Source organism: Pontiella desulfatans (assembly GCF_900890425.1).
Taxonomy (GTDB): domain Bacteria; phylum Verrucomicrobiota; class Kiritimatiellia; order Kiritimatiellales; family Pontiellaceae; genus Pontiella; species Pontiella desulfatans.
Genome location: NZ_CAAHFG010000001.1, coordinates 384,482 through 409,285, shown reverse-complemented (window position 1 = coordinate 409,285; position 24,804 = coordinate 384,482). Strand labels below are relative to the sequence as shown.

Sequence of the window (24,804 nt, the reverse complement as noted above, 5' to 3'; positions counted from 1 at the left end):
CTCGTCCTGCGTTAGTCCATTTCAACGGTAATTCTATAGAATCCGGCATCATCGCCTGAATGGCCGGTATCCGTCCAACTGTTTTGGGGATAGGGCAGTCCATTGGTCACCATCTGCCAGTTGTTGGTTAACTGATCCGTCCAATAGACGCTGTATACGCGCCCGGAAACGGAGTGCCAGTCAACCGTAACATCGGGCTGAGAGCTGACTCCGTTAACCACGAATTTTTCATTTTGGTCATTCGGGTCGGTTCCGGCAATAAACTCGGAAAAATTATCAAACCCGTCCAAATCACTATCCACCATACGACCGGGATAGCCTGACGGGAAATTCGTCGAAACCCAGGCATCATGACCGTCATACGCAGGGAAGAGCCTGATGGCAGTAATCTGGCCTTCGGAGGTTCCGGAACTGCCGCCGTTCACAGCCGAATAATAGGTGCAGAACAGATATTTTCCGCCGTCATCGTCCACAAACACGGCTCCCATCCCCATGGAACTCGGATCGGCGTAAACATCCGGGTCGGCGCCGGGATTCGCCGCCTGCACCGCCGCCGCGATTTCGTCGTCCGTCACCACCACATCGAACAGATGGAGCCCGTCGCCGTTGGTCGCCACCGTCCATTGCTGGAAATCGGGATGGCTGATATCTAGAACAATCCGGTACTCATCATCGTACAAGTCCGTCTCAACATCCGCGCGCACATAGAAAAAGACCTCCAGCTGCTCTTGCTCTGCCAGCAGGTTCAAACTGCAATGGTTCAAACGCAGGCCGTCATCGTGCTCACCCTCACTGAAGATGCGCCTACCGGGATGCGGATTGTTCGGATGGACTGCAAAGGCGGAGGAGGCGAGGAAGGTCGCCGCCGGTGAAAAATAACTATCCTGCCCACCCGGATTCGCGTCGTTTATCCAGAGGTCGGAGGGCGTATTTTCTTCCACCCACGCCATATTGAACGGCTCTGCCGTTGACGTTCCGGGATCATCAGCAGGCGGTGCCCACGGATCTGAGGGATCGGGTGCCATGGCCATGATGGCACGCTTGGAGAGCGAATAATAGTTGCCCCTGAATTCAAATACGCGTTGGTAAACATCCCCAAGGAACACCTCGCGCGTGATTCCGTCAAACGTCACCTCGATCGGTCCATGCCCGGGGTCTCCACCGGCCTCATCCGGATCGTTGAAATTCAGTCCATAATGGCTCGTAGCCACAAAATTAGCGTGCCGATTGGGAACCTTCTGGCCTGTCGTCAATGTCGTGGTGGAGGGCTGATTCTGCCCGTGGTAGTACATGACAATCTGCTGATTGATGTCATCCACATGGACATCCGGGGAAAAGACATGATCATAGTCTTCGCGGGTGGCATCCGCATCGGTATCGAACACCCCTCTCCGGTCTTGGCCGTTGTAGGTTCCGCCCAGGTTGAACTCCATCCAGGGGCCGTCCAGCGTTTCCGCCCATTTCATCTGGATATATGGGCCGCTGTGCTGCCCGTAATACATGTAATAGTTCGCATTGGTGGCGGCGCGCTGTCCGGGGGGAATCCAATCCGGCACGCGGATCACCGATGCGTTGGCGGATCTTCCGGTCGATTGGTCGGCAATGACCGCGCCGTCGGCCACCAGCTCAAAGTCATAGGCCCGTTCCCCGACATCCTCATTCGGCGGTTCGTCGGAAAGAATGGTTACGGACTCGATACGAAATTCTCCGAACCCTGTATTTATAAGTGTAATTGGGGTTCCTGCCGGGACATCCAGATTCAGCGCCCACCGTCCTTCTCCCGTCCGAAGGGTATCATTCGTCTGAACTGCGGTTGTAAAAGCGGGTGAAGAGAGCGTGACTTCATAGCCCTCGTCCAACGACTCGAATTCCAACTCCGTCAATGTGACATCCCGATCAAAGTTGAAGACCCACCCTTCCGAGGCGTCAATTCCCCGTTCCCAATCGTTTGTGTTCCAGCTATCGACGGTCAGGGAATCCCAGGCATCCACATTGACCGTATTGTTCGATCCATCCAGCGCGCTGGAGCCATCATCCCCAATGACATCGACCGTTGTTAACGTAACGGAGTTGCTTGTACCCACTATCGTCCAGCTCTGGCCGGGACCTCCGTTAATGGCTTCGGCATCCGACCCGTCAACAAAGTCGAAGACCACGCCGTGCGCGCAGAACGCGACCGCCATGACCATCATTGGAATCAGTAAGGTGCTGGAGATTTTCGGTTTCATATTTTTCCTGAGCCTCATGCGGTATAAAAGACGCCCCGCATCCCTGCGGGGCGTTTCCGTCATGAAACTATCCGGCGTTGCTTAGTCGATCGTGACCTTGAGCTCCATGAACTGCGCATCTTTGCCGTCCATTGAGACGCGGTTGGTGACCGATTCAAAATCGGCGTCAATGGCACCGGCAGGGAGCTGCTGCGTGGCATTGGTCATCGGTTCGTGAACCAAATTGCCCCCCGCACCCACTGCATAGGTCATGCCGCGGGCGGCATAGTCGATGCGGCGGCGGTAGACATAGTTCAGGTAGTTGGTGCTGCCATCCTCGGCAACCGCATACCCCGGCAGGAAAGTGGACGCATCGTTCAATAGCGCATTACCGCCCAGCGCATATTCGAGCAGGTTATCCATGTCGTCGCCGTCCGGATCGTCGCCATAGGCTGCATTGACCCCGTTGGTGAGTCCCTGCTCTGCCATCCAATCTTCATAAGGCGTCGTTGCGACTATGTTCGTGCTGAAGACATAGAGTTCTGCAATGCGCAATTGCCAGTCGGCAGCATTTGTTGTGCTGGTCATCTGGAACATTACGTTTGTACCGGCAGGGACAACAACATCGCCAAGTGTAAATCCACCACTTCCATCACCGGTTCCCAGAAGTACAATATCATCAAAGGCCGAAGAGGAAACCGTCATCTCTGTATCCACTCCCTGGGAGCTTAAATCAATGAAGTTCATCACCACATCCTTGTCAAAGGAGATGATCCACGCTTCGCCGGGATTAAAGTCGCGGGACTCGCTTCCGACGCCCCAGATATCGTCAGCCGAATTGATACCCAGCGAATTAGAACTCGATTGAATATTGGTCTTATTATTCACTCCATTCGTAGCACTTGAGCCGTCCTGACCAATAACATCAACCGTCGTAATGGTTAGTGCTTCACCCAGGTTATTGGATCGTGTCATAGAGACGTTATAACTTTTATCATCAAACTCGGTGCCTTCATTAAAATCAAAGAGCGTGGCTTCCCGGGCAGGTTCATTATCCTCAACAGTCAGGGTGACGGTGGCCACGACACTGGTTGCTAATGGTGTATAGGCCTTATAGGTGAAGGTCTCGATACCAGTGAATCCAGCATTTGGCGTGTAGGTAAAGTCTCCATTAGTCGACACATTTAGCGTGCCATTCGCGACCGTATAGTCGTCTTCCATCGCAGATAACCCGTAGACGAGTGAGTTGTTAATATCATTATCAAGCACGTTACCCACAATATTCGAGTCCCCGAGTCCAAAATCCATCGAGTAGCTATCGTCTACGGCCGTAGGGGGATCTTCTGTAAGCGTAACAAGCAGCGAAACCGTTGCCGGAGCACTGGTCACGGACCCACCGACCACCGCATAGCTGAAGGTGTTCAAGCCATTCACCAAGCCGGAACAGGAGAAGCTTCCATCGGGATTCAAGGTCAACGAGCCCGAGGAAATATTGGTGGCCAGTATGGCGGAATCATACGACGCATCATTGGCAAGCACACCGGGAGCGGCCACATTCGTACTGATGCTTCCAGCCGGCAGGATATATTCATCGTCGCGGGCGGTCGGCGGTAGTGGAGGGGCAAGCGCAATCGACAAATCCCTTGCAGACGTACCGGTCCCCTTAATAGTACCGTCTTCATACATATCTCCGCCGGCATAGGGATCGGCCGTGGAGGACCGCAGCCACTCCCAGCCAGGTAGAAAGTCCCCGCCGGAAGATTCGGTAATTTGCAACGCATAACCTGAGGTTCCCACACTGGCAGCCAATACTACCGGGGTCGTCAGATTAATTTCAGCCGTGGTATCTGAACCGCCCACATAGGGAAACGTGAATGTATTCGTATACACATCGGCACCCGATGCCACCACATTGCTTGCCGATACATCAGCAACTGGAAAAATGCGCACCGTCATGCTCCAATCAGCCGTACTTCCACCGGTATCATTCTCGTAAGGAATATAAATTGTTCCAAGGGAAAATGCATTGGACACACTAAACGTCTGCGCTAGTGATACGTTCGCATCGTCTCCAAAGCCAGCATCAGCCGCAGGAACCGTCACGACTTCGGCGGCACCGGGGTAGTCTACCTTGCCATAGGTAATGAAGGTATCCGCATGAACGACCACAACACCAAAAGCCGCTACCGCCAACGTAACCGCTCCCAATTTGCATGCTCTTTCTCTCATTTTGCTCTCTCCTGTTATGCATTGCACTCCCCGACCATGCACTCCCCACACAATCGGCTTTTACACCTATGATCTTCCCGGAAGGCAATTGGGACACTTCGGCAGTTTTTTCTGCTTTATTCACACAGAGACCGCACGACCGACGAAATCCCCGGTAAAAGTCCCCTGTTGGAGCGGGGGCTTTCCTGCCCCCGACGGGGACAATACGCGAAGCGAGGCTTTCTGGAAGAAAGCAACGACCAATAGGGAGTGGCAATTCCCCGCTCCTTTTTTTGGCGCATGCGGATAGGTCATCGCTGCCACGCTCTTTATTCCGCAATAATCCGGTAAAAGGCCGCATCTGCGCCCGGAAGTTCAATCACGATCCGGTTGCCCTCTTCCTGGGAAGGAATTCCGGACTCAATGGTGGTGGAAAACGGATCGGTTGCCAGATTGGTCGAGCTTTGCACCGCATAGCTTGCGCCGGGCGCATTGGGCCGATCCAACGCAACAGATCCTTTGATCATACCCTGTATTCGAAGGGATCCTATCCTCCGTTTATTCAGCAATGATTCGGTAGAATGCAGAGGGTTCGCTCGGTAGCTCCAGTGTGATGGCATTAGTCTGTGTTAAGGCAGGAATGCCTGATTCAATGGTCTCAGAGAAGGCATCCGCCACCAGGTTGGTTGAACGTTGCACGGCATAGATCGCGCCCGGCGTATTGGGCCACTCGAATGAAATCGAATCGGCATTCATTGCCATGGAAGGCGACAGGTCAGAAAGTCCGTAGAACTCAACTTCCTCGATCGTCGGATTGGCTGTCGCCGACATAATCTGCAACCGGAATCTGGATCCGGTCACGGCTGTAAACCACTCGATCGGATCATCACTGGGATTGGCCCCCACAAAAACGGTTTCCCAACTGTCGGTATACACCTGAATTTCATACGAGCGAATGCGATCCCTCGTTTCAATGATGCGAACGCCATTGACCGAAACGATCGAGCCGAAATCCACCTCGAGCCAAGGCGTTAACTCCGTAGATGCCCAACGGGTATTGAGATCTCCATCGAACGATTTAACCGCTGTGTAGGAGGAGCTATGCACACTGCTCGCACTCGCCGCCTGATTCAGCGCGATATTGATTGAATCCGTCGGAACGGACGACTCAAAGTAGCCATCTGAAGCGGTTAATTCAAACCAGTTTAATAGTTGCGCCTCTCCATCGGTTGCAGAAACCGTGAGGGTACTATTACCTGCAGAAAGCGTGATCATCTTATACACGGTGGTCCAGGTTTCACCTGCGTCAACCAGCCGATTAAGCGTGGTGAGCGGTGTTCCATTCTGAGCCAACTCCAGATTCAGCAACCCTGTGTCGGAGGCCACACGGAAGCCGACTAAATAGGTTCCAGCTGCCGGCACATTCACCTCGTAGGAGATTTCATCGCCCGTCGCATCAAAAGCCACCACCTCACCACCACCGTCATCGGAGCTCGGCTGGGTCACCACACCCATGGCATCGTCGTATAACTCCGCCTGCACCACGGTTGTTCCCTCCGCGAGGAAAGGAACGGCAGAAACGGTGATGCTCGTCACTCCAAGACCGGTATCGACACCATTGGTCGGCGTGGTCATCATCAAGGTTAGTTCGGTTCCAGCCGGAATAAAGCGATATTCCAGATCGTGAACATCATTCGGTTTCCCGTCCGCAAGAACAATATCGTCAAATACATCCGACGACAGGGTCAGCTCCGCATCAGACGTCTGGCTGCCGAGCTGTATATTTTCGAGATAGACATCCACATCAAAGGAGAAGACCCAGCCTTCGTTCGGATTAAAAAAACGGGTTTCCGAGTCGTAGCCGCCGGGGTTTCCGCTTTCATCGTTGACGCCCAGATAATCGACAGAACCAAACACATTCAACGTATGCCCTCCGCCCTCAGAAGCCAGGCTGCCATCCTGCCCAATAATATCGATAGTCGTTAGTTTTACATGCTCGTCTGTCAAAGAGTTTGTCAACGTCACGTTCGAGCCGATCCCGCCTCCACCGGCACCGCCGTCCCAGACCGAATCTCCAAGAAAATCAAACGTGACTCTGGAGACCGGCCCCTGATACTCAAAGGCACCGATATCGCGAGCGCCGTCATTTATCGGATACCCTACAATATCCGACGCCAAAGCCCCCGGAATCACAGTCGCCGCATCAATTGCCGGCGAGCCGGTTAGTAATTGATAGCCGCGCAACCCTCCCATCGTCGTCAGGTCAATATCTGTTCCGGCAATGCCGGGCTTTGTGAACAGCGGGTCTCCAACCATTGGGTTCGTGTCCGACGAATGCGGCGTAATATTGTAGTAGATATTGTTGTTAAACGTAGCGCCACTCTGATTACCCGTTCCGTATGAGGCATCAGCCGCATCCTCAAAGTAGAAGATATTATTTTCAAGCAGGGTATCATGCGGTTTTCGACCCTCTACAAACACAACGGCACTGTTCCCGGCGCTCACATAATGCGTATTGCCGTAGATATGCACATTTTCAACTGCCGAACTGCTGTCAAAGCCATAGAAATAGAAGCCCCGCTTCTCGTCCTGAGTCACATTGTATCGAATGGTCACATTGCGTTGAATTTTCTTCATAATGGCACAGAAATATTCATTGCCATGGCTGTAGTTATATTGAATATAGGTATCCACGCAGGTGTAATCTGCATCAAACCCACCGCGATCGGCATAGCTGACGTGCGTGGAACCTTCGACTGTGTTTCCATAGGCTTCGTTGTACTGCATTATACAACCAACGGTATCGAAACAGAAAATACTATTCCCCTGACTATGGCGACCGGGGTACGCGACAACGTTATACTCAACCATCGGATCCTGACTGGCGCGAATAATGATACTGTTTCGCCCGGTTCGATTCACATAGTTTCCACCGATATACACTCCGGTCCACAGGTATTCTGCCGTATACCCACCAGCTTCATGCACCGTCACATTCCCACAGCTTGACTTGGTGGCGATCCCGACCCCGCCTATATCTTCGATCCGATTATTCGTTATGCGAAGGTCATCGACGATAGAATTATCCAAACCCTCCATATACACATGTATTCCACCCCGGTCTTTACCTTCCACCCCGCCATTCACATGATGAATAAAAACATCATCGATATAAATATGCTCATAGACGGTATCATCGGGACCGCTTACGACAACGAGAACGCCAAAAAAATAGTTATCATCATTATCCGTTCCATCGTTATTGATGATTTCCAACCCCGATACTTCCCAGAAGGCAATGTCTCCCTCCAGAAGCACACCGGCCTCATTCAACCCCTGGGCATCAATCAGCGGGCGATCTCCCTCTCCATATGCACGAATTCGAATCGGGGCACCTTCCGTTCCTCTTCCGGTCGGCGACAGCATACCGATAAACTGTTGCCCGCGCTCCAGCAAAATGGCATCGCCGGGTTGCAGCACCGCATTTGCAACAGCATCAAATTCAGTCTGAGTGCTCACATAGTAGTCCGTTGCAAAGCACGACAGGCTTACGCTTGCCGCCAACATCATATGCTGAAAACGTCTCATCATCCTCACCACTTCCTCTTTCTTATTCGCTGACAACCGAAATCGACTCGATTCGCGCTTTGCCTGCAATTTGCTCAATCCGGATGTCCGTTCCGGCGGAAACCTTTTTTTCGAGAACCAGGTTACCCGCATCGGTAACCGTCATCGTGGTTCCCGCTCCGCCATTACTGCCATCAAGAATACTTACTTCCATGGTTTCGCCGCTTCCCAGGCCGTCAAAATGAATCCGGCTCAGCATCACATCCGTATCAAAATCAAACACCCATGCTTCGCCGGGATCCATATTCTGATATTCATTTCCGCTCACCGATCCCGTATTGATACTGAGCGAATCAAAATGCTTAAAAATGGTGGTCGTATTGCCCTCTTCGGTCCCATCGCTGCCGATGATCCCGCGGGTTGTCAGGGTGATTCCTTTGACCGTCATGCTCGCCCCAACGATGCCCGCTTTTCCATCCAGCGCGGAACCATCGGTGAATTCAAAAACCACCTGATTGCCTCCGGCAGTCCGGGGATTTGACAGAGAGGAACCCACCTCGCGCAGGTCGATCGGCTTGATTCCCAGCGCTTCCGCCGGCGAGCCTTTTTTGAAACGATAGAGGCCTTCCTTCATCGCCTCTTCATCAAATAGGGGATCGGCATACAGCAACTTCACCGGATCCCTGCCGGGCGTTACCGGTTTTCCCGTGAACAGATCATTGCCGAGTGCTGTTTTGGGTACATACGGTTTGCTCTCGTTTTCTGTGAAATAAATCGAGTTTTCCATTAGCGGGAGATTCTCATAGAACGGCTTATCCGTAGCGCGGTCGTCGGTCAGATAGAGGCCGTTACTCGATTTGGACGACGCCGGCGGCATAAAGATATTCCCCTTTGGCAGGGCTTGTTTGGTGCCGCCCAGCCAGCCCGGAGTACTGCGCCCGCGCAGGAACGTTTCCGTGAAAATAAAGTTATTGATCACATCCGCCGGCCCCTTGAGGCCCAGGCCCCGCTCCGATGTTGTGATCACGTTTTCCCGAATAATGGTAAAGCTCGGGTTATCATCCAAACGTATAGCCCCTGCTGTATCATGATTCTCGTGAAGATAGTTGCGCTCAACCACATTATCCTCGCCCATGGCGGAAAAATAGATCGCATTGCCGTCATGCAGCTTCAGCAGCGTGCGCGAAATATCATTCATCACGATCCGGTTTTCGCGGGCGTGCAGCAGCGGCAGAAAATGTTCAAGGCGGTTCTGAGATTTCGCTTCGAGCCCCTTCTTGATGTAGGGTTCGCATTCCTCGAAACGGATTGACGAAACCCAGGCACGGCGGAATGGAATCCGCTTTACCAGATAAAACTCATGCGGACGGCAACCGCTCACCACAATGCCGTTATACGGAACATCATGAATGGTATTGTGACTGATTTCATTATGCCCGCTTTGCGCAATAAAAATAGCGCAGGAGTGCATCAGCAGTTCGCCGATGTGATGGATATAGTTATCGTGCACCACATTGTTTTTATTCACATCTTTCGTACCCGGACTATAGCCGCTGAGCACAATGCCTCCCCCGCCGAGATGATGCAGATGGTTGCGAGTAATTTTGATGCGCTGACAATGCAGATCCAGGCGGATGCCCGTGCCGCTGCTTGATTTTATGACGCACGAATCGACAGCGCAGTCTTCCGCAAAGCGGAACCGAATCACGGCATTGGCCTTGTCATACATTTCCCAGTCGTGCTGCAAGCCCTTGTCGTCCTCAAGCAGGGTATCGCGCACACCATGGGTGAAGGTCAGGCCCTCGAAACGGAGGTGCGATGCAAACGGCCCGTTTTCCGAGCCTTCAACCCGGATGAACTCCTGCAGATACGGAGCCATCACATTCATGTCGGCCATATCCTTCTTCGGCCACATGTAAATGAGCCCTTCGCGGGTATTCACCACCCATTCGCCCGGCTCATCCAAATATTCAATCGCATTCTCCACCCAGTACCGATTGTTCGGATTGATCGCCTGATACGTCGGATCCACCGCCAGATAGGCAATCTTCTTTTTTGTTTCGATGCGATCAAGAGCAATAATATTAGCCAACCACGGGCGATCCTTAAGGATGAGTTCGATATCGGAAGGGTTTGGCCAATCCTTTATGTCATCGTTCCGGTAATGAACCGTGCGGTCAAACGGCGCAACGGGTTCGCCCTCGTATTCCAATACACTCGTCAGTTTTTTACCCTGCCGGTTCGAGTCGTTTTCTTTTTCGGCCGCTTCCGCCGCATATTTAAAACCATCCGACCGGGCACGCTTCAGCAGCTCATCCCCGTCATAGAGAGATCGGATGACCCAGTTCTTTTTTCCAACCTTTGGAACCTTAGCCACCCACAGGTTGCCACGCGCTTCCTTGGAAACACCCTTTGGATACGCCGACACTTTTTTCCATCCAATGATTGGAACTCCGCCTGTGAATACCGGCTCCTCTCCAGGGGCCGCTTTGTATACGACTGGAGCACCTTCAGCCCCCGAATCCTCGAGTCCGAAAACTACCGTTTCCCGCAACGGATAAACCCCGCCCTTAATCAAAACCTCAATCGGTTGACCGGCCTGCTTTTTCTTCAGTTCCCTGACCTGCAACCGGGCCTCTTCCAGAGTTGAAATCGGCCCATCGGGACTGACCATCAGGGGCGCCGCCCGAAGCGAACTGCAGGCCAGCAAGCAGAATAGAATGACACAAGGCGGTTTAATAATTTTTGACATTTAGATCTCTTCCGTTTTGTGGCAGCTAGTCTGCCGAAATTCTGAGCTCCATGAACTGCTGCACCTCTACATCCGTCGGAATCCGGTTCGTAACGAGTTCAAATCCATCGCCCAGCGCGACCGCCCCCGCCTCCTGCGTAGCATTCGTCCGTTCCTCCAGCAGATTGGTGGCCGAACCGACCTGATAGTCCAGCCCCCGGTATGGGGCATCCATACGCCGCCGATACACGAGGTTTAGATAGTTGGTTCCATTCTGCTTTGAAGACGTGGCATGGGGTCGATAGAATGCTGCATCGTTGCTCAGTGAATTTGCACCGATGGCATATTCAACCAGATTGACCATGCCGTCCCCATCGGGATCATCGTCATACGCATCATTCACCCCGAGTCCCTGCTCCACAGCCCAATCGCCATAACCTAGCGTATCCGGAGCCCCTTCAACCACCACCGAGTCAACATAACCGTAGTCGGATCCGGCATTGACCCGGAAGCGAATCCTGAAGTTTGGATTATGGTCGGCGCCGGCCGGCAAACCAATCTGCGAAACCACTTGCCACGGGGTAAATCCGCTTGAAAGGTTCTCGATGGTGTTCCAACCGGTTCCATCGTACCACTCGCTGGTAAAGGAGCTTCCGGCCGACAGGCCGTCGGTCTTCCGGGCATACGAGATCCGAATGCCGGAATAACCGGTCGTGTCTACGCCCGTTTCAACATAGTCGGCATTGTTCATTTTTGCGGCTTTTGCTCCTTCATACGACGTTGATGAAAGGTAGGCCGTGCTGGCCCAGATCGGGGTAAAGCCCCCCTCAAAGCCATCGGCAAACAGCTCGGAAGAAGCCGCCGGAGGGGGCATCACAGTAAGACTCATGATTTTCGGCCCGTCCATACCCGGCCCATTGGTGTGGCTGAAGGTGATGCCGATCAGGGCATTGGAGGGCACGAACACATTCCCCAAACCAGATGCTCCATCCTGGGCGCCGCTAATGACGATATCCGTAAAGCTGGATGACGAAATGGCCAGCGTGCCGCCAGCAACCGTTTCCAACAGATCAATGCTCTGCAGATAGACATCGGTATCGAATGAAAATTCCCATCCTTCACCCGAATCAAAGTTATTGGCCTTGTCGGAATCAGCGGAGTTAATGCCTAAACCGTCATTAGTCCCGACATTGGTACCATGGCCCACCCCGCCGGAGGCCCGGGTGCCATCCTGCCCGATAACATCCAGCGTCGTGATGGTTACATCCCCAACGGTCATACCGCCTCCGATTCCCGCCGCGTCCAGCGCAGATCCATCGACAAATTCAAATACCTTCGCCGAACTCGGAGGCTCTTCCTGAAAGGGGGACATGTTTTTAAGCGCAATGATAATCTCCGCATAATTCACATCATTCACCAGATTCGTCCATTCATCGGGGTCGTTTGAATGGTCATACAGTTCCTGTGAACCATCTTCATATTCTATATGCCGCAGATCGCCAACCTGTACGGCTTCGATGCCGTGCTTATAGTTAAATGCGGGAACATCCCACGGGAGCGCAGGGTTTTCCAACAGGGGTCTTAAGGTTTGGCCCCGGTTCAACTCATTAGCAGGCAAACCGCATAGATCCAGCAGCGTCGGGTAAATATCGAGCAGGCTCACCACCCGGTTGCACGTCGAATTGGTGGCCATGCCGGGCGCCTTGATGATCAGCGGCGCCACCCCCGACCGATCCCAAAGGGTATGTTTCTGGAAGGTGTTCTTTTCACCCATGTGGTAGCCGTGATCGCTCCACAGCACCACAATGGTGTTCGTGCTGTATGGACTCGCCTCCAACGCATCCAGCACCAGCCCGATCTTGGCGTCGGCATAGGTAATGTTGGCCAGATAGGCATGCACCATATTCGTCCATTGATTATTAGCGATCGCCCATTCGGTTCGGGGATATCCATCGTTGATGTTATCAAGCCCGGCAGACGGAATGTCATCCCAGTCATCCGGATTATACGGAGGCATGATCAGGTTTTCATGATCGTACATATCGTAATAGCTTTGAGGCACATACCACGGTACATGGGGATGCAGGAAGCCGACCATCAGCATAAAGGGTTCCGAGTGCGTTTCCTGCAAGCGATCCACCGCCCATGCGGCTGCTATTGAGTCGCTCATATCGGCCTCAGTGCCCGTGCCGTTGTCGCCGACATAGATGCCCCAGTCGGTCAAGGTGCTGGCCGTATCCGGATTCAGATCAGGCGGCCAATTACTGCGGATCCGGTTCCCGGCAGCATCCTCGTTAAAATCCCACCCTTCTCTTCCTCCCGACAGATCCACACTGAAATCCGGAACATGGCTGTGAAGGATTTTTCCCACCGCCATGGTTTTATAGCCATGATTGCCCAAATACGTGTGCAGCAGGGACGAGCCCAACGCTTCGATTTTTTCTTCAACCTCTTCATCCTCTGGCTGCGTTGCACTCGCGTTGAGTTCCGAAAAATAAACGCCGCTCATGAGGCTTGCCCGCGAAGGCCCGCACAACGGATACGCACAATACGCACGCGAAAAATGAACCCCCTCGCCGGCCAGCTGATCCATGTTGGGCGTGATCGCATTCGGGTCGCCCGCAAAGCCCGTCCAATCATTCAGATCGTCCACCGCAATAAACAGGACGTTCGGCTGCTGCCCGAAACACACCATTGCGGACACCAGAAACACAGCCACTAGGTTTAAGCGTCTCATCATTTCACGGATACTTTACTGTGATCTCCGGTCATTTTTACGCGGGGGTGTTTGACCACGGCGCGCCACTGGTAGGTTTTATCGTTCGGCACTTCGATGGTTTTGGCAAACTCGCCCGGTTCCGTCATCTCAGTCAGCTCGGTTGAGAACCATTCGTCGTTGTACATGTTTTCGGCAAAACCGAGATATTCCTGATATTCAAAGCCGACGAGCACCTCCTTCGCATCACCCAGATCCTTCAGCTCGCCGTTGAAGGACACCTGCCCGTCTTTGCCTTTGGCTTTGCCGTTCATCACCAGCGGCGGTTTGCAGGAAGCCTTCACATTCGTCAGCTTCACGACAATGGGGTTCCGCCAGTCGGTGTGGTTCAGCAGGCGCTGACCCGGCATGATCGAGAGGTGCAGCCCATCCTGCTTCTGCTCAAATCGCGGAGCCACTTCTTCCGTCTTCATTTTGCTGTACTCAACAAGTTTACCGGTATAACCCACCACGCTGATTTCCGTCTTGTCCGTTGCCTCCACCGATCCGACCACGAAATCGCGGCGCGACTTCCGGCTCCAGTCCTGCTGTTTGGTCAGGAAGATATAAACGGTGTCCTCATCCTTGGCTTTGGTAAACCAGGTGTTGCCCTCGTTCGTCACAATCCATGGGCGAACCCCCAGCACCGACTCGCGGTTGACAAAATTCCAGAGCGCCACTTCCCGCATGATGTCTTCCTGCAGCTCGGTAATGCTTCCATCGGGGCGCGGCCCCAGGTTCAGCAGCAGCGCCCCGCCCTTGGCGCGCGTTTCGACCAGGATTTCCACCACACGGTTACCATCCTTCAGATGATCGAGCTGCTGCGGCATATACTGCCACTGCGTTCCGAGCGTCATGCAGGTTTCCCACACCTCTTTCGGCGGCAGGCCGGGTACGGTCTGTTCCGGACTCTGGATGGCCCCGCGGGTAATCATGCAATCCGGTTGCAGCGTCCAGACGACTTCCTTCGTGGCCGGCTTACCCTTGCCGTCGATAAAGAACACATTCACGTCGCCATACTGGGTCATGAGCTCCGTCACCTGCGCTTTGATATACGCGACATACTCCGGGTCGCTGTCCGGACTCGGCTGGTGCCCGAGCCGCCGGATGGTTTTTCCGCGTTTGTGGCTGTAGGAAAAATCCTCCGGGGAATAGTACAGCCCGACCGCCATATCAAACTTCCGGCAGGCATCGACAAACTCGCGGACGATGTCCTTTCCATACGGCGTGTTCATCACATTGAAACCGGTCGTCCGGGTATCCCACAGGCAGAAGCCGGAATGGTGCTTGGTGGTCAGCGCCACATATTTCATCCCAGCGGTCTTCGCCAGCAGCACATATTCCTCCGCATCCCACTTTTTCGGATAGAAGGTTTGCGGGAGTTCGTTGAAATATCGATCCAGATAGGCCTCATCGGCCCCCACCATCGAATGGCTGATCACCGACCCCAGCTGCGCATCCACGCCCCAATGCAGGAACATGCCGAATCCGTTATCCCGCAGCCATTCCAACCGTTCGGGCTTGTTGCCCAGCTCGCCCACCTTGCCGACATCATCCGCCGCATTGGCTTCTTTAATGGCATCCGCCAAATTTGCATCAGCGGCAAATGCGGTTCCCGCCCCGATGACCACAAATAATCCAAACAACAGTATCTTATAGTTCATTCCTTCTCCTTTGTAGCGGCGGTTCTGCATCTTGGTGCGGATATCCGATCCGCGTACCCTCCGTCCGGGAACTCGCATCAGATATGCGAGCTACTCCAGACTAAGCAGGGCCTCGGCATAGCGACGGCCCAGTTCGCGCTGGCCGGCCGAATCGAAATGGGTGCCGTCCATCGTGAGCAAGCCTTCGGTCGTTGCGACTGCCGTGTTTGAACTGACGGTCGGCAGCAGGATGATGTAGTCATTGACCGGGCGTTCTTTTACTTCGGGGGTGACATCATCCTGCTCCAGCTGCCCGGCAACAAAGGGCAGATCCGGATCACCGAGGTCGGCGCGGAAATCCGCGACCAGTTGGGCGAGCGAATTCAGATAGGAGGTGGTCTGGCTGCTGTTGCCTTCGCCCTGATGCCAGAGGATGCCCGCCAGGCGGCTGTTCCCATCCTTCAGCGCCGACTGCACGCGGCTGATCGCCTCATTATAATAGGTCGTGCCTTTTTCCCACTCGGAAATACTCGTCCCGCCGCGCGCGTTCACCACCAGTCCCAGATGGATTTCGGGCTGCACTTCGCGCATGCGCTGCGCAAAACCATAGCCAGGCCCCAGGTTTTGCAGGCTGATATCTTTCCGGATGGTGGAATAGCGGTTGAGCGGATTGGTCGCCGTCTCCCAGCCATTGGAACTGTTGAACAGCTCGCATCCCACGACCGGCGCTTCGTCCTGTGTTTCGATCGGAGCACGCCCGGCCATGTTCGACTGCCCGATCAGCAGATAGATGGCGCGCTTCTCGATGCCGACCTTATAAAAGGCGGCACTCGCGGAAGCAACGGTTGTGGTGTACGCCGTTTCGGTTTCCAATCCCTGGATATTATTCGCGACCGTTTTCCAACCATTGGAAAAAGCAACCAGGTTGGTTTCAACCATCACGCTGTAATACTTTCCGGTTACAGACTGCCAGGAAACAATGCAGTTGGTATCGGCGAGCTCCGTGGCGTTGACTTCCAGCAAAGAGGCGGAATTCGTCGGAATGGTTCCGGCAAGGTATTCCTTCCACGTCAGCATCGAATCTCCGTCGCTGTCGCTTTCATCAGCATTAAGATAATCGGCTTCTGTTTCCAATCCCTGGAAAAACTGATCCAGCCAAACGTAGGGAGTTCCATGGATCGTCTCCGTTGCAGCAGGCTGGTTCGTTGCCAGCACCACGGTAAGCGAACTGATACTAAGACCTGTGTCGGCGGCGTTTGTGGCGCTCGTCATCCGGAAGGTAATTTCTGTTCCCGCCGCAACAAACGTATTTGCCAGAGAGTGGATGTCCTCTGCATTAACGCCGTCTGCCAGCACGAAGTCGGAAAAGGCCGATGACGAAACGGTCATTTCAGCCCCCGCGTCCTGGCCGAACATATCCAGTTCAACCAGATGGACATTCCGGTCAAAACTCATCACCCAGCCCTCACCGGGATTAAAATCGCGCAATTCAGTGGTGCCGATCCCCAGCAGATCAATAGCATCATTCAAACCCAGCGCATTATAACTGCCGTAAATGTTCAGCCGATGCGCAGCACCCGTGGAATTCAGCGATCCATCCTGACCGATCAGATCAATCGTGGTGATGGTGATATCGCTGCGGGTCATGCTGGAGCCGATCGCCGCCGGATTGTCGAACTCGCCGCCATCGACAAAGTTGAAAATGGCCGTACCGGTTGTATTGGTGGTTGCCAACGCCTCTATCGTGAAACTCGAAAGCCGCAGAACGTCATCCGCGATATATGAAGTAAACTGGAGGGTTATCTCTGTTCCTGCCTCCACAAAGGCGTCGTCCAGGCTATGGGTGTTGTTTGCATCGCCATGGGCATAATCCAGCGTTTTGTCAGCAAATGCCGGACTGGAAAGAACGACAACAACGTCAGTGCCCTGGCTGGCAAAATCCAGCTCAACCAGATTAACATCGACATCAAACTTAAACACCCAGCCTTCACCCGGATTAATGCTTGTCGCTTCATTACTCCAGTTCGTATTCGGCGTGCTGTTCACAGCCAATCCACCGCTTCCGCCAATATTCAGTGTCGGGACATCCGGCCCGCCTTCCGAGGCCAGGTCGCCTTCCCAGTCAATAATATCCACGGTCGTCATGTTCACGATCACGGAGGAGACGGCATCCGTCTGCGTCATGGAAACGCCGATGCCGGTGCTGCCATCAAATGCAGTTCCATCGGTAAAGGAAAACACCGCATTGGCCGATACTTCTGCGCAAAGGGCTAACGCAGCCGCAAAACAAAGGGCGATTGGACGTGTACGATCAAACATATCTCTCTCCAACAGGACAAATAAATGGGCCTCCGAAACCGGAGACCCACACAGATTTAAATTTCGGTCCCTTAGACGCGGAAACGGCGAATGATGAATGCCCCGACTGCACATGCGCTGAGCAAACCCAACGTAGCCGGTTCCGGAACCACGTTGACGGTCAAGGACTCGATCCGGTAGTCCGTGTCGAGCACGGGACCACCAGCCAGGAATGTGATCTCAGTGCCTGAGGAAATGGTGAGCCCGTTGAGTCCACCAAGGCCTGTGCCGGAGACATTGCCATCCGGGGCATCGAGGGTCACGATGTTGCTTCCTCCAACCAGAACGCTGAAGAGATTGCCGGAAACTGCGGATTCAAACTCAATGTTAGCGAAGGTAACGTCTTCATCGAACGAAAAGATCCAGGCCTCTCCGGTGTTGAAATCACCCGACTCTGAACCGCCTCCGATGGTGAGGAAGTCGGTGTTCCCGATGCTGGGATTATTGAGGCCCAGCGCGTCAGCAGTACCGGCAATATTGGAGCTTCCTCCATCGCCGTCCTTTGCGCTCAAGGTGTTCCCCGTAGCTACCCATCCGGTGCCGGGATCTTCATACTCAGGAAAGAGAATATCGATGGTGGTGAGCGTCACGGTATCGGAGCCGTCGGTTTCCGTCATCATGGCGCCCACACCTCCTCCATCAAGAGGATCCGCGCTGTTGGGATCGGTGTCGTCAACAAAGTCAAATATAATAGCCGCTGACGCTCCGGACACGCCAACCATAAGCGCAAGTCCTGCGACCCATTTACATGTTATTTTTTTCATCTCATTTACCTTTTCAGTTTATTTTCCGAATTTCATGTACACCCATCGAATGGGCTAAAATTCCCACAAATACACGTACATGTGTACTTATGAACATCCCAAGTTGGGATTGGGACAGTTGATGTTGATTTTTTTTCCGCGTGGCGCGCCGCTAGCGAAGCGACCGATATTTGCCGAAGGAAAAAGAGACGAAGTCTCGGTTCATATCCGATCCGCGTTTTTCTGTGCAACGGGAACTCGAATCGGATATGCGAGCTACGGCGTGGCGGACGGCGTGGCGCGGATATCCGATCCGCGTACCCTGCGTGCGGGAACTCGCATCGGATATGCGAGCTACGGCGTGGCGGACGGCGTGGCGCGGATATCCGATCCGCATACCCTGCGTGCGGGAACTCGCATCGGATATGCGAGCTACGGCACGGCGGACGGCGTGGCGCGGATATCCGATCCGCATACCCTGCGTGCGGGAACTCGCATCGGATATGCGAGCTACGGCACGGCGGACGGCGTGGCGCGGATATCCGATCCGCGTACCCTGCGAGCGGGAACTCGCATCGGATATGCGAGCTACGGCACGGCGGACGGCGTGGCGCGGATATCCGATCCGCGTACCCTGCGTGCGGGAACTCGCATCGGATAAGCGAGCTACGGCGTGGCGGACGGCGTGGCGCGGATATCCGATCCGCGTCGTCCCGCGCTTGCCTCGCCCCAGCCCCTTGGCTACTCTTTTCCCATGGAACCAAGTTTAAAGGCATTCAACAAGCATGCCACGGTGAAGGTCTACCACCGGAACCTGCCCCATTGGCGGCAGGAAGGCGCCACCTACTTTGCAACCTTCCGCTTGGCCGATTCAATTCCACGCCCGATACTCAACCAATGGAACCATGAGCGGAAAGCATGGCTCGCGGCGAATGGTGTACTCGACTCGATGGACAAACGGGAGCGAGCCGAAGCCTATGCCAAAATCGACAGGAAGCGACGTCGTAATTTTGAGCGCGACCAAACTCGGCACCTCTTCACGGAACTCGACCAATGCCATGGCCGCTGCCTTTTTCAAGAACCGGATTGCCGTGCAGTACTGCGGAAAAGCATGCTGCATTTCGACGGCGAGCGGTATTGGGCGGGCGACTTCGTAATCATGCCTAACCATGTGCATTGGATTGTGCAGCCCATGCATGGCCATCCGCTCGAAACAAGCCTCCAGTCTATCAAGCGCTTTTCTTCAACCAGGCTGACCAAACTCGGCCTGCACGAAGGCGGACACCTGTGGCAGAGCGAAAGCCACGACCATATTATCCGCAACCGGGAAGAGTTGGGTATGCGTCTTTTCGATCACCTCATTGACAACGGCTATGCCGTTTGAGTGCGAGCGGTGGACCAGCGGGCAGGTGTCCAGTTCGCAGCTTCGGACTGTTGCATGGTCGGCAGGGCGTCGAGTAGGTCTTTGAGATACTCGGCGGGGTTAAGGCCGAGTTTACGGCAGGTTTCCACCAGGCTGTAGATGACGGCACTGGTCTGCCCGGAGTTCGGGCTGCCGAAGAACAGGAAGTTCTTTTTGCCCAGCGCGGTCGGACGAATGGCGTTCTCGACCAGGTTGTTGTCGATTTCGAATGTTCCGTGTTCGAGGTAAAGATTAAGCGCTTCCCAGCGATCAAGCGCATAGGTTATGGCTTTTCCAAAGTTGCTCTTTGGCAACTGGCGCGCCTGTTCTTTATCGAGGATCGTTTTAATTTTATCCAGAACCGGAGCCGCATGTTTCCGGCGGTAGGCCGCGCGTTCAAGTTCAGGATTGTTTCGAAGTTCTGTTTCAGTGCGGTAGAGTTTGGCGATCAGCTTTACGACTTTCCGGGCGTTCGAGTTGTCAGGCACTTCCACGAAGTTCCGACGGGTATGCGCCCAGCAGGCGGCGTGAATGATGGTCTCTTTTTCTTTTTGATGTTCCGGACGGTTCAGCCACGCCGGATAGGCGGCATACCCATCGGTCTGAATATATCCTTCATAATCGGTGAGCATCGGATCCAGGCATTCGGCGGCCCGGCTCGGGAACCATTCAAACAGCACGCCGGCCCCGGGACTGTGATAGGCCCATAGGTATCCATTGGGACAATGGTCCTTTTCCGTGTCCTGGTATTTTATGAATGTTTCATCGATCTGCATGTATCCGCTTTGCCGGATTTCATTGCGGAGCGCTTCATAAATCAGAGTCAGCCAATCGGCGACCAGATACATCCAGTTGCCCATGGTTTTGCGGCTGATTTCAATATCGTGGCGGTATTTCAGCGTCATCTCCTGCCGGTAAAGCGGAAGATGGTCACAGTATTTGTTCAGAATGATGCTCCGGATCAGTCCGGCGGAAGCATAGCTGTTCGGGATCAGCCGCTTCGGGGCAGGAGCAATGAGCGGTGCGACGTTGCGGTCATCTACTTTGATATATTTTTCGCGGACGATGATGCGGCGGAAGTATTGAGTCGGCGTAACGTCGAGTTCCTCAACGGTTTCCTCGCCAATCTTTTTATAGCTCTGCGGATCCGCCTGCACTTCATCCGGAACGATAACGACGCGCTCGGTCGGGAGATCTTCAGGGATACGCTCTTTAAGCGGTTTGCGCTTACCGCGCCGGGATTCCTTTTTTTCGTCGAGCTCTTCGAGTTTTTCTTCGGCTTCGTCGAGAGCATCCTGCATCTCGCGAAGCTCTTCAAACGCCAGTTCCATCTGGTCCGGGGTCAGTTTTTCACTGCTGCGCCCGAATATCTTATTCATCAGATAACGGACCTTCTCATGCAGAAGGCGTATTTCAACCTGCTGATCGGTGTTTTGCGCAAGCAGCTTATCAAAATTTTCCCGGTTGAATTCCATGCCGTATATTATACCAAAACCGACCGGAAAATGGCGGCATCAAGAGCAGGAAAAATGCAAAAAAAATCAGCGCTGATACCACGGCTTAAACGATCCCTGTTTCAGATCGACTCCATCGAGCAGCAGCGCCAGCGCCTCGGGCGCGAGATCAAGCTTCTCGTTCGCGGCAACGCCCTTCGGCCAGCTAAAGCATCCTTTCTCCAGCCGCTTGATGGCCACCCACATACCGGTGCCGTCCCAGTACAGCGTCTTGATCCGGTTCCGACGACGATTCGTAAACACATACAACGCCCCTGAACACGGATCTTCATTCAACCGATCCAGCACAACGCCATGAAGGCCGTTAAAACTTTTTCGCAGGTCCACCGGCTCCACCGCCAGGTACACCCGGATAGAGTTGCTTAATCCAAACATCCGGCCGCCTCCCGCAGAACAGCACCGAGTTCTTTCGGCGATGCAACCGGCACCATCACCTCAATCCGGTTCGGCAGACAGATCCGCACCTCATCCGGCTCGGCGGCATCAGGCCGCAACTCCACCTCGTAAAAAGCAGGTTCCTGCTCCTGTCGTTCAAGGCGCAACCAACGAGCCAGCGTTTTCGGATTAATATTCCATTCCCGGCAGAATGCCGCCTGAGTTAGCCCGGCACCATTGAACTCTTCGATCAACTCCCGGCGTTCCTCCTCTGTATAAGAGGCTCGCCCCATTCCATTGCTTTCATTCGTATCCATGCCCGACAAATTATCAGGCTTCCCCCGAGCTGACTACGGGGAGGAGGAAGAGGCGTATACAGAGTTGGTGCGTATCAGGAAATATATCCGGGAAAACCCGGAGAAGGCGAAACTCCCGGTCGGGCGGTTTTCACTCTACCGGGCGGACTGGCTCGACGACTGATAACTCGCATCGGATATGCGAGCTACGGCGTGGCGCGGATATCCGATCCGCGTACCCTGCGTGCGGGAACTCGCATCGGATATGCGAGCTACGGCTCAACAATCTCGAAGCGGCCGTTTGCATGGATGGAATCGCGCAGGGTCTGCGCTTCAATCTGTCCGGGGCGGATCACGACTTTCCGCAACAGGGGCAAATCGACCGGATGATTAAACACCAGCGTTTTACATTCGCTCAGATCGAGGGTCTCAACCTGAAGGCCCTGAAGATCGCCGGGATAAAACCGGCCGTCCACCACGGCCTTGAAGGTGCGGAAGGGCAGAAAGCGCAGCAGGCATTCGTTGGACCCCCACTTGTCCCAAATGGCGAGCCGTATGTTTTGGCCGGATCTCAAAACCAATGAAGAGCCCTCAGGATGATGATCGAGTTCAGCGGCACTCTTCCGTTGATTCACATATTCAAGCAAGGCTTCGACCACCGGAGCATAATTTTCAACAACGCTCCGGGCGGCATAGTCATATGCAACCATCCGCTCCATCAGGGCCTTGCGGTTCGGGTTGATTTCCCGTGCCCGTTCAAGAAATCCGTGGAGTTGCCCGGTAGATGGGCGATGGTCCTCGGTGAAATCAAAATCAGGGAAGGCCTTTGCAAAAAGCAGATAATCGGCCAAATCGCTTTGAGGCTGCACCGGATCAGCCAGCGCATCCCTGAAATTCAAGCAGATACAGTCCAGCGAAAAGCGTTGCAGCTGAACATTGGCGCTGTCGCTGTTCAACGCATAGGCCGAGTCAACCAGTTTACGGGCCTCGCGGACGGTTTCGAACGGCCGGACAAATATGCCAAGCTTCTTGAGATCGCTGGCCGACGTTGCCAATTTTCTGGCTAGGTCGATCCGCTCCTGTTCGGAGCGTTCGAGTTCATCGTGATAAAGCGTTGTGGCCACTTCGGCCTCGGTTTCAAACAGTTCCGCCCGCTCCCGTTCGATGGCGGTAACCCGCTGCTGCCGTTCCAGATGTTGGATAAACAGTACGCTCACCACCGAAAGCGCGACGATGGAAAACAGCACAATGGCGGCGGGCAGCCGGTTGCGGGTGATAAACAGGCGGGCTTCGCGGAAGAATCCGGGTTGCTCCGCGAGCGTGGAATAGCCCTCAAGGAAGTTGGAGATTTCGTGCCGCAACGCCGGCACCGAAGCATAGCGGCCGTCGGGGGCAAGAGCGGTGGCCTTGAGCACCACCGCCTCGAGCGCGGCTGGAATATGACGGTCGGGATAGCGGTTGCGGGGCGGAACCATTTCCGCGCCCCGCGTGGCCTTGAGGATTTCCTCCTGCGTCCCGAGAAAGGGCGGCTTCCCCGTCAGGATCAGGTGAAGGATGCACCCCAAAGCGAAAATGTCGCTGCGGTGGTCTTTCACGGAACCGGGCACCACCTGCTCCGGCGACATGTAGCCAAGGCTTCCTTTGATCTGCCCCATCAGCGTCATGTTGTCGATCGGCCGCAGCGCGGCAGGCATCTCGTCCTCCCCCTCCTCGGTTTCGCCCACCATCTTGGCCAGGCCCCAGTCGCAAACGAGCACCTCGCCGAATTCGTCGGTCTGGATGTTTTCCGGCTTGAGGTCGAGATGGACGACGCCGCGGGAATGGGCATAGGCGACGGCATCGCACACCTTCATGAAGATTTCCAGCAACTCGCGGCGCCCGGCGGCGGCCTTCCCGGTCGCCCGGTCGGCCAGGTTGGATTTTCCCTTCAGGTCCATGGTGAAGAACGGGCGGCCGTCGCGATCGATCCCTGCGTCGTGGACGGTGATGATGTTCGGGTGGCTCAGGGAGGCGGTCAGCCAGGCTTCGTGTACAAACAGGTCGTAGAACTCCGCGCCGCGGTCGGCGCGCAGGCGCGCCATGGCGATCCAGCGCTTGGTGTGGTTGTTGAAGGTTCTGTACACCTCCTTGACCGCCCCCTTGCCCAGCAGCTCCCCGTCGCGGTAGCGCGTATCGGCTTCGGTCAGTTCGGTGTAGGATGGGCAAAGTCCTTCCAGCCCCTTTTCATCGAGCAGGGTTGCCTCTTCGTATGCGTCGATCAACCGATGGTCGGGTTTAAACGTCATGAGGGCTCCAGCTCGGCGACCAAGGCGCGGATTTCCAGATAGAGGCGCTTCTTCACTCGTTTCCGGAGGGTGTAGACCGATGCCGTGCTAAGGCCGGTCTTTTCGGCGATATCGGCGGTGGGCAACCCATCCAACCCCAACTCGAACACCTCGATGGCCTGCCCTTGGAAAACCCCCTTCACCCGCTCCATGGCGAGGTTTGCCACATAGGCCGCCCATTCCTGCTCGATCCGCTGGTCGATCTCCGAGGGTTGCGCCATGGCCTCCAGGCTTTGTTCCTCGCCAAAAACACTGATGCGCGCCTGGCGGTTCTTTTGTTTCCTGAAATGGGCAAAGGCGGCATTGCGGATGACCGTACTGAGCCAGGTGCGGAAGCGGGCACGGGCGCGGTCGTAGCCCGGCAAATCCTTGGTAAGCGAAAGCAGCACCTGCTGGGCAACGTCTTCGATATCGCACGCCGCCACGCCCAGCTCGTTCAGGATGTAGAAAATGAAGCGGCGGTAGTGGCCGACAAACTCCTCCCACGCCTGCTCGTCATGAAGATCGCAGGCGCGTTGCAGCAGCGTGTAGCGCGTTTGGTCGAATTCACCCATGAAGCACAGGTTTAACTATTTCCGGGCAGATTGGAACCCAATAAATGGAGCGGGGGCTTGCCAGCCCCCAATCGGGGACAGGAATGTCCCCGCTCCGTTTACAGCTAGTCTTCGAGGATGATGCAGC

At 54.6% G+C, this 24,804-nt stretch carries 17 protein-coding genes; 3 read left to right on the top strand and 14 right to left on the bottom strand.

All coding sequences use genetic code 11. The features are described 5' to 3' along the window. Positions 1–11: 11 nt before the first annotated feature. The 9 genes from E9954_RS01515 to E9954_RS01475 all read right to left on the bottom strand — a co-directional run bounded on the left by E9954_RS01515 (position 12) and on the right by E9954_RS01475 (position 18,233). Entirely contained in the window at positions 12–2,228 is a 2,217-nt protein-coding gene (locus E9954_RS01515) for a hypothetical protein (RefSeq protein ID WP_136077490.1), read from the bottom strand. An 81-nt stretch (positions 2,229–2,309) separates the two neighbouring features. Next, positions 2,310–4,436 carry an Ig-like domain-containing protein gene (locus tag E9954_RS01510; RefSeq protein ID WP_136077489.1) on the bottom strand — a complete coding sequence of 709 codons (2,127 nt, stop codon included), beginning with the start codon at positions 4,434–4,436 and terminating at the stop codon, positions 2,310–2,312. 308 nt (positions 4,437–4,744) lie between these two features. Beyond that, positions 4,745–4,942 carry a hypothetical protein gene (locus tag E9954_RS01505; protein WP_136077488.1) on the bottom strand — a complete coding sequence of 66 codons (198 nt, stop codon included), beginning with the start codon at positions 4,940–4,942 and terminating at the stop codon, positions 4,745–4,747. 31 nt (positions 4,943–4,973) lie between these two features. After that, the gene (locus E9954_RS01500) at positions 4,974–8,006 is read right to left on the bottom strand and encodes a carbohydrate-binding protein (RefSeq protein WP_168441885.1); all 3,033 of its coding nucleotides are present in this window, start codon (positions 8,004–8,006) and stop codon (positions 4,974–4,976) included. Positions 8,007–8,025: 19 nt separating this feature from the next. Next, positions 8,026–10,734, bottom strand: coding sequence for a right-handed parallel beta-helix repeat-containing protein (locus E9954_RS01495; protein ID WP_136077486.1), 2,709 nt, complete (start codon positions 10,732–10,734; stop codon positions 8,026–8,028). Positions 10,735–10,759: 25 nt separating this feature from the next. Further along, on the bottom strand, positions 10,760–13,453 hold the full coding sequence (locus tag E9954_RS01490) for a sulfatase (protein WP_136077485.1): 2,694 nt from the start codon (positions 13,451–13,453) through the stop codon (positions 10,760–10,762). Next, positions 13,450–15,132 (bottom strand): alpha-L-fucosidase, encoded by a 1,683-nt coding sequence (locus tag E9954_RS01485; protein WP_136077484.1) that lies wholly within the window; start codon positions 15,130–15,132, stop codon positions 13,450–13,452. Before E9954_RS01485 ends, E9954_RS01490 begins: the two co-directional genes overlap by 4 nt. A gap of 90 nt (positions 15,133–15,222) precedes the next feature. Continuing rightward, the gene (locus E9954_RS01480) at positions 15,223–17,430 is read right to left on the bottom strand and encodes a sialate O-acetylesterase (protein WP_168441884.1); all 2,208 of its coding nucleotides are present in this window, start codon (positions 17,428–17,430) and stop codon (positions 15,223–15,225) included. Between the two features lie 71 nt (positions 17,431–17,501). Next, positions 17,502–18,233, bottom strand: coding sequence for a PEP-CTERM sorting domain-containing protein (locus E9954_RS01475; protein ID WP_136077482.1), 732 nt, complete (start codon positions 18,231–18,233; stop codon positions 17,502–17,504). A gap of 121 nt (positions 18,234–18,354) precedes the next feature. Here E9954_RS01475 and E9954_RS01470 point away from each other — a divergent pair, with 121 nt between their 5' ends. Together E9954_RS01470 and E9954_RS01465 are read left to right on the top strand one after the other, a co-directional pair. Further along, positions 18,355–18,873: a hypothetical protein gene (locus tag E9954_RS01470; protein ID WP_136077481.1), complete on the top strand. Its 519-nt coding sequence runs from the start codon at positions 18,355–18,357 to the stop codon at positions 18,871–18,873. A 93-nt stretch (positions 18,874–18,966) separates the two neighbouring features. Further along, complete coding sequence (locus E9954_RS01465) at positions 18,967–19,596, top strand: transposase (protein ID WP_136077480.1); 630 nt, start codon at positions 18,967–18,969, stop codon at positions 19,594–19,596. Here E9954_RS01465 and tnpC read toward each other — a convergent pair. The 3 genes from tnpC to tnpA form a co-directional block, all read right to left on the bottom strand. Then, positions 19,584–21,089 carry an IS66 family transposase gene (gene tnpC / locus E9954_RS01460; RefSeq protein ID WP_136077479.1) on the bottom strand — a complete coding sequence of 502 codons (1,506 nt, stop codon included), beginning with the start codon at positions 21,087–21,089 and terminating at the stop codon, positions 19,584–19,586. The genes E9954_RS01465 and tnpC overlap by 13 nt on opposite strands. Before the next feature lie 66 nt (positions 21,090–21,155). Beyond that, entirely contained in the window at positions 21,156–21,503 is a 348-nt protein-coding gene (gene tnpB, locus E9954_RS01455; RefSeq protein ID WP_136077478.1) for an IS66 family insertion sequence element accessory protein TnpB, read from the bottom strand. Beyond that, complete coding sequence (gene tnpA / locus E9954_RS01450; RefSeq protein WP_136077477.1) at positions 21,491–21,820, bottom strand: IS66 family insertion sequence element accessory protein TnpA; 330 nt, start codon at positions 21,818–21,820, stop codon at positions 21,491–21,493. The genes tnpB and tnpA overlap by 13 nt, the downstream gene beginning before the upstream one ends. Between tnpA and E9954_RS32205 the strand changes: the two genes are divergently transcribed. Continuing rightward, entirely contained in the window at positions 21,819–21,983 is a 165-nt protein-coding gene (locus tag E9954_RS32205; protein WP_168441882.1) for a hypothetical protein, read from the top strand. The genes tnpA and E9954_RS32205 overlap by 2 nt on opposite strands. An 88-nt stretch (positions 21,984–22,071) precedes the next feature. Here the strand turns inward: E9954_RS32205 and E9954_RS01445 are convergent, their stop codons facing one another. Continuing rightward, positions 22,072–24,084: a serine/threonine protein kinase gene (locus tag E9954_RS01445; protein ID WP_136077476.1), complete on the bottom strand. Its 2,013-nt coding sequence runs from the start codon at positions 24,082–24,084 to the stop codon at positions 22,072–22,074. Continuing rightward, positions 24,081–24,677, bottom strand: a complete 597-nt coding sequence (locus tag E9954_RS01440; RefSeq protein ID WP_136077475.1) for an RNA polymerase sigma factor — start codon at positions 24,675–24,677, stop codon at positions 24,081–24,083. The genes E9954_RS01445 and E9954_RS01440 overlap by 4 nt, the downstream gene beginning before the upstream one ends. Between the last annotated feature and the right edge of the window lie 127 nt (positions 24,678–24,804).